The following is a 7,138-nucleotide window of genomic DNA, read 5'->3' on the forward strand; positions in this document are numbered from 1 at the left end:
CAAATCTGTCCGGTGAATTCATCCGGACAGATTTGTTGTTCAACCGTTGAACTTACGGATTCTTCTCTTTATACATGGCCGTCCAGGCATCCTCAATCGAATTAAGCCCTTGCTTTTCTAACCTTTTGATGAGGTCGTTGTACTTGGACTCTACTTCGCTCTCATTAGCGGACATAATAATTTTCGTCAACTCATTTTCCATGCTTGCATTGATGTTCGCATAAGCGATTCCTTCTTTCGATTCGCCGTCCAGCGTCAATATACTTAATTGCGTGCCGTCGAAATTAACCGAATCGATGATCGCCCGGTCCGCTTTGCGATCCTCGGACTCAACATCGCGCTCCCAATTGTATTTCTGGTATTGGTTCAAATCCAGGTAGCGTACGCCTGTTTTCTTGCCGTAGCCTTCCGCATCCTTCCTAATTTCATCGTAAACGCCGGGCTTCAGCATCGGATTGCCGTCTACCATCTCCCACGTTTCTCCCTCGATACCATAGAAGGATAGGATTTGCCCTTCGGGGCTCAAATAATAGTTGAAGAATCTCATGATTTTCTCAGGATCTTTCGCATTTTTGGTAATGACGGCAACGTTCCAACCCGCCGTATTGTATCCGTCTCCGTTAGGCTCTACGCCGCTTGTACCTGCTGGATGAGGAATGGCCTTATAATAGGCGTCCGGGTTAGACAACTTCAGAGTCTCGCTTGCTTTCCACAAATCCCAGAAGTTGGCCAATATAATGGCAAACTTGCCTTTAGCTGCCGCTTCATCGAATTGCTCGGATTTATAAGTAAAGTTCTCCGGATCGAGCAGTTTCTCCTTGTACAACGTATTTAACCATTTCAATGCGCTTAGCGCCGTTTCATTCCTCAGGTAGAACTTCACTTTACCTTCTTTTTCATCGTAATAACGGCCGCTCATATTTTGGCTTCCCCATAGATTGGCAAGCCGCTCTACGTTTCCTGTAATGCCTTGGAATCCGATGGGGTACATCGCTTTCCCATCATACGTCAGCTTGCTTTCTTTCACTTTTCTCAAGAAATCCGTGAATTCGTCAATCGTCTTGATCTCGGGAGAGCCGAGTTGGCTGTAAATGTCGTTGCGGATGTTAAATGCGCCGCCGACTGCGAATTCACCCTTCTCATTAAACCAGTTAGGTATGCCATACAGATGGCCGTCAGGCTTCTTCAAAGCGTTGATCGCGCTCTGAGGGATATAACTGTTCAGTATTTCAGTGAATCCATACTTCTCTGCGAGCTCATCGATCGAATATAATGCGCCGGCGGCAATGTACTTGTCCAGAATAGGCCCTCTATCCATCCACATGACTTCGGGATAATCCTTTGCTAGCAGCATTACGCTTGCCTTTTCGTTCCCGTCACCGGAAATGCCGTTAAATTGGAATTGAACACCCGTTTTCTCCGTTAATTTCTTCGTTACCGGCTCAATGCCCCACTCTTTCGGTTTCCACCACTCGTACATCCAGGAAGCCTGAACCGTTACGACTTCGTTCCCGCTCTCAGATGGAGCCGAATTCTCGGACGAGTTGCTTGCCGCCCCGCTTGGCGAACTTGAATTCGAGCCAGAGCATGCCGACACCGCCATTGCGAGTGAAAGAATAATTAAAAACTTTGGACTTTTTTTGACCCAACTCATGATAATAGCACCTCGCCTATCGTTATTATACTAATGTTTGCAATCTCTCTGATATCACCAAAGATTTACAAACAATAATATTGCTTCTTAGCCTTTGACGGCACCTACCATCAGGCCTTTCGTAAAGTACTTCTGAAACATAAGGTAGATAAGTGAAATCGGAACTGCGGTAATCATGACCGCCGCGGACTTTATTGTCATTTGGTTAACCTTTAAGCGGTTCATTAATTGCGATTGAATCGCACTCGTTTCAGGCGTCTGCGATAAAGCGATAATTTTGAAAAGATAGGTTTGAATCGGCTGCAGACTTTGCTTATTGTTGAATATATAAGCGTCGAACCAGGAGTTCCATTGATCCACGCCCACGAATATGCAAATCGTCGCTATGATCGGCATCGATACAGGAATAATAATGCGGTAAAACGTGCTGAAGTATCCGCTTCCATCAATGATCGCCGACTCTTCCAGCTCCTTGGGCAATTGCTCGAAGAATGTCTTCATAAGGATCATGTACCAGACGTTGATCATTCCGGGGATGATGTATACCAAGAAATGGCTAATGAGCCCAAGCTCCTTATAGAGCAAATAAGTCGGTATTAACCCGCCATAGAAGATCATAGAAAAGACGCAAATGAGCAAATAACCGTTTCGTCCAATCAGGTTTTTCTTCGACAATCCGTATGCAAATATTCCGGAACAAAAAACCGTCGCTATTAGTCCAAGGCCCGTTCTGGCCAGAGTTATCATATAAGCTTGAATGATTGTCTCATCATTGAACACAACCTCGTAGCTGCTTAGGGAAAATACTCTGGGCCAAAGGAAAATACCCCCGCGCTGCGCGTCCAATCCATCGCTGAAAGATATAGCAGCCGTATTGATGAAAGGATATAACGTTGTCAGGCTTAGCAAGATCATCAGGGTTATATTGAATACATCAAACGATCGTTCGCCAAATGACTTTTTCAACCTAAGCCCTCCTACCAAATTCCCATATTGAATTTCCGGGCGATCCGATTGCATCCCCAAACCATCGCGAATCCGATTACGCTTTTGAACAGTCCAATTGCCGTTGCATATCCGTATCTTCCTTCTTGCAGTCCAGTCTCCAGGACGTGGATATCGATAATATTGGATACCTCTTGAATAACGGGGTTTCGAAGCACAAGAATTTGGTCAAATCCGGCATCAAGCACGTAACCAACCCGAAGGATCAACAGAATGATGATTGTCGTCATGATGGAAGGCAGAGTAATATAGATGATTTGCTTGAATCGGCTTGCTCCATCGATCTTGGAAGCCTCATAGATTTCCGGGTCGATCCCCGCAATGGCCGCCAAATAAATGATTGCCCCCCAGCCCATCTCTTTCCAATTTTCCGTAATCAGCAGGATCGGCCAGAAATATTCATTTGTTCCCATAAAGAAGACCGGTTCCTCTATTAACCCTGACCTCATTAAAAATTGGTTCAAGGTTCCGTCGTCTTTTCCCAGAATCGTTAATACTAATCCGCCGACGATGACCCAGGAAAGAAAATGAGGGAGATAGGAGATGCCCTGAAACACCGTTTTCAATCGGGCAGATCGAATTTCATTCATCAGCAGGGCAAATAGAATCGGAAGCGGCGTCAACAGTACGATCTTCATGAAGCTGATCATAATCGTGTTGTACATAACATTCGTGAACGTAGGTGAGTCGAGGAAATCTCGGAAATGCTGAAGGCCTACCCAGGGACTTTGCCATATTCCGCTCGTGACCGACAGTTCCTTGAAGGCAAGCTGCAATCCGTATATCGGAACAATCTTAAATAGAATCAGAAGGGCAATTCCCGGAAGGACCATCAGCTGAAGTTCTTTCTGACGGAGCAGCCTGGTCCATAGATTCCGATTATTTCTGAGTTGTATTGACGGCTCTGATTTCATCGAGGGCGAGCCTCCTTCCGATTTGTTTGTACAACAAGTATTCCATATCCCGGTTGCTGCCGTCTTTTGCTCTGATTACATGAAGTATGGGTTTTGTGACTTTTTTGGAATAACAAATCCCGTTACAGGGACGGAATCAGATCTAGCTCGATTAGATAGCAAACGAAAATGACTCCCCATCACGGGGAGCCATTTTATAGCCCTTGATAGGAGGGGTGCAAATCACTCTTAAATACCCAAATTTGTTGTTGAGGTTTGATTGCAGGCATTGAGGCAATGAAACACAGCAATAGATGTCCATTAGTGAGAGATAGCGTAACAAATATTGTTGTAGTAAGAGAAGGTGATATAAAATATAGAGTGGATGAGTTTAATATTTCAAAAATAAAAAATATTGATCTTCGGACGATGCACAGGCAGGAGGCCAAAATGAATGAGACTGCAGTAGAGCTTCAGTTATTCGAGAACATCAAGCCGGAGTTAACTTCCTTTTGTTATAGAATGCTAGGGTCCATCGACGACGCAGACGATGCCGTTCAAGAAACTTATATTCGTGTGTGGCGGAGTTTGAAAGCATTCAGGCAGGATTCCTCCTTCAGAACATGGGTCTATCGGATCGCATCCAACCTATGCCTGGATAAGCTAAGACAAGCCAAACGCCGCATACGTCCCGTTGATCACTTCGACCCGGCGGCATCCATCGTCGAACCCCGCGAAATGCTGCCGGACTCTTCTTGGGTCTGGCCAGCCCCGGATTTCTCGGAGAATCCGGAGGATATTATTGTCCGCAGGGATACGCTTCAGATCTGTTTCATTACGCTTCTGCAATCCTTGCCTCCCCGTCAACGTGCGGTGCTTATTCTGAAGGATGTATTTGAATGGCCTTCCAAGCAGATTGCAGAGACGTTAGACATGTCGCCAGCAGCAGTGAATAGCGCCCTGCAGAGGGCAAGAGAAACACTGGATCGTGAGAAGCTTCGTTCTGACGAATTCTCGATGATCGGTGTTGAACCGGACCGGGAGCTGTTAGCACGGTATGTGGAAGCTTTCGAACAATTCGATCTCGACGCACTGGTCGCGTTGTTCCATGAGGAAGGACGTATGTCGATGCCGCCATTCGCTATGTGGATACGCGGCAAGGAGAATCTGTCCAAGTTCTTCTCGCTTACGCGTTGGCATTGTGAGGGGTCCCGTTTCGTGCCGGTAACGGCTAATGGCGGGTATCCTGCATTCGCGCAGTACGTGCCAAGCGGTGAGGATGATACTTTAATTCCTTGGGGCATCCACATGATCGAAGTACGAGATGGACAGATCTACCACGTCCAAAATTACATCAACACAAAATTATTTTCCCGATTCGGGCTTCCTGCGCGATTACACCGATGAATTTCTCATGTGTCTTTCGTCTTAATAAGTGAGAAACAAAAAAAAGACGAAAATCATGAGAGAGGTGTCCATCAACATGGAAACAAATCAAACAACGAAAGTAACCGTAGAGGCAATCGTTCAAGCCCCAATCGAGAAGGTATGGAAATGTTGGACCGAGCCGGTTCACATTATGAATTGGAATCAAGCTTCGGAGGAGTGGCACGCACCAAAAGCGGAGAATGATCTGCGGGTGGGCGGCAAATTCCTTACCAGGATGGAAGCGAAGGACGGCAGTATGGGGTTTGATTTTGGCGGCGTTTACGACACGGTGAAACTGCATGAGGAGATTTCGTACACCATGGAGGACGGGAGGAAGGTCAAAATCATCTTCGTGAGTCAGGGCAACGAGACCAAGGTCGTGGAAACTTTCGACGCCGAAAGCATCCACCCCGTTGACTTCCAACAGGCGGGCTGGCAAGCCATTATGGACAATTTCAAGCGCTATACGGAACAAGCCTGAGCCAAAGGCGCCCGCTCGGGCGTCTTTTACTTAAAACGGATAGCGCGCCAATCCTAATGCTGCGACAGACCGATGAATTTACGGCGGCTGGATCGTCTATATCTATGAGTCAAAAATAAATCGGTCCCAATTCGAGGAGGAACAATCAATGTCGGTTAAGCTTACCCCTTATATCACTTTAGAGGGACGCGCGAAGGAAGCCATTCAGTTCTACGTAGATGTTATCGGTGCAGAAATCCTCTCCATGATTACTTACGGTGAAATGCCAGACATGCCCAATACATTCACTGACGAATTGAAGCGTCATGTGGCGCACGCCAAGTTAAAAGTCGGTGACACGGAGCTCATGTTGTCGGATACGCCAATCGGTTCGCCGCTTGGGAACGGGAAACGGGTAACCATTTGTATCACAACGAATGATGTCGAGCATTCCAGAAAAATTTATGAAGCCTTGCGGCAAGACGGCCAAGTCAATATGCCGTTTAAAGAAGAACCATTCAGCCCTGGATTCGGCGATGTCACGGACAAATTCGGCGTGACGTTCCAAATTTATACGGAGATTGGACAAGAATAGAATGAATAAGGAGTCGTCCCTCTGAGGTGACGACTCCTTTTTTGATATTGACAGGGGTTCCCTAACGTTATCCAAGATCCAGCAGGTGCTTATATGGCACTGTACTCCTATGAATGAAAATACTTTAATAACAAGCCCGCTGCAATTTGGCGGGCTTACTTTTTTAGTAGCAGATAAATCTTGACTTAATTGCTTACCCCAAAATTCTCTGAACCGTATCACAATATCAATCAGCACTATACGGATTGCTATATACGTTTGGGTTTATGGACTTGCCCCTAGTGAACGTTGATGCTGAGGGTCATATTGTCGAGAGGAACATGGTCGCCAACCTTTGGCAAACGTATTTGCTCAACGGTGTATCCACGATTATTTTCGTTACGATGGCCTTTATGATTTCCTCTGCATTCCGCAGCAGTGCAATGGCTATTGGATTTTCCATCTTTGTTTTGTTTGCTGGTGCCATCTTCCTGGAGCTCTTGCAGCCTTATGCGTGGAGCAAATACATGTTGTTCGCCAACATCGATTTGTCGCAGCATCTTAGCGGCCGTCCGTACCAGGAAGGGATGACTTTTTCATTCTCCATTATGGTGCTTACCGTCCATTTTATCATTTTCAATCTGACTGCTTGGCTGGTGTTTACCCGAAGAGATGTGGCCTCATAAAAATTCGGTTCAATCGAATAATCATGTTATCGGAAGTGAGGGTGCTGTCCTTGAAGCCAATGGCTTCAAGGACAGCACCCTCTTTTATAACTGCTAATGCTGCTTTTCTACTTCTGTGGTTACCCGCTAGGTACAGATTCGAGGCTGTCGATTAACAGTTCATAACTTCGGTAATCTGCGGGAGACCACAAAATGTATGCGGAAAATCATAAAAAATGAGCGTCACACACATCGAATCAGTCGATTCTATACGAAATTTCATACAAAAAATACGATTTGTGCCCGGATTCTGTAAATGTATGCGAAAAATCAGATGACGTAAAATTGTTTGTGTACCAAGATTTGGAGCCTTTTCAGGTAACAAAAAAGTAGGGTATTCTCGGGATTGCGACACCACCAAGAAGGAGCCCTACTCAATGACTAATATACCCGATAACA

The 7,138-nt window shown here is 45.8% G+C and carries 7 protein-coding genes; 4 read left to right on the forward strand and 3 right to left on the reverse strand.

Annotated features, from left to right (window positions below; genetic code table 11):
• Positions 1-52: 52 nt before the first annotated feature.
• The 3 genes from ACESLK_RS22380 to ACESLK_RS22390 all read right to left on the reverse strand — a co-directional run bounded on the left by ACESLK_RS22380 (position 53) and on the right by ACESLK_RS22390 (position 3,573).
• A complete protein-coding gene (locus ACESLK_RS22380) occupies positions 53-1,654 on the reverse strand; it encodes an extracellular solute-binding protein (RefSeq protein WP_373231934.1) in 1,602 nt (533 codons plus the stop codon).
• An 87-nt stretch (positions 1,655-1,741) separates the two neighbouring features.
• The gene (locus tag ACESLK_RS22385; RefSeq protein WP_373231935.1) at positions 1,742-2,620 is read right to left on the reverse strand and encodes a carbohydrate ABC transporter permease; all 879 of its coding nucleotides are present in this window, start codon (positions 2,618-2,620) and stop codon (positions 1,742-1,744) included.
• Positions 2,621-2,631: 11 nt separating this feature from the next.
• The gene (locus ACESLK_RS22390; RefSeq protein ID WP_373231936.1) at positions 2,632-3,573 is read right to left on the reverse strand and encodes an ABC transporter permease; all 942 of its coding nucleotides are present in this window, start codon (positions 3,571-3,573) and stop codon (positions 2,632-2,634) included.
• 408 nt (positions 3,574-3,981) lie between these two features.
• Between ACESLK_RS22390 and ACESLK_RS22395 the strand changes: the two genes are divergently transcribed.
• The 4 genes from ACESLK_RS22395 (at position 3,982) to ACESLK_RS22410 (ending at position 6,700) form a co-directional block, all read left to right on the forward strand.
• A complete protein-coding gene (locus tag ACESLK_RS22395) occupies positions 3,982-4,959 on the forward strand; it encodes a sigma-70 family RNA polymerase sigma factor (RefSeq protein ID WP_373231937.1) in 978 nt (325 codons plus the stop codon).
• A 76-nt stretch (positions 4,960-5,035) separates the two neighbouring features.
• Positions 5,036-5,461: an SRPBCC family protein gene (locus ACESLK_RS22400; RefSeq protein WP_373231938.1), complete on the forward strand. Its 426-nt coding sequence runs from the start codon at positions 5,036-5,038 to the stop codon at positions 5,459-5,461.
• 148 nt (positions 5,462-5,609) lie between these two features.
• Complete coding sequence (locus ACESLK_RS22405; RefSeq protein ID WP_373231939.1) at positions 5,610-6,035, forward strand: VOC family protein; 426 nt, start codon at positions 5,610-5,612, stop codon at positions 6,033-6,035.
• 281 nt (positions 6,036-6,316) lie between these two features.
• Positions 6,317-6,700: a hypothetical protein gene (locus ACESLK_RS22410; protein WP_373231940.1), complete on the forward strand. Its 384-nt coding sequence runs from the start codon at positions 6,317-6,319 to the stop codon at positions 6,698-6,700.
• Positions 6,701-7,138: the final 438 nt, after the last annotated feature.

This window comes from Cohnella sp. (assembly GCF_041640265.1).
GTDB lineage: Bacteria > Bacillota > Bacilli > Paenibacillales > Paenibacillaceae > Cohnella.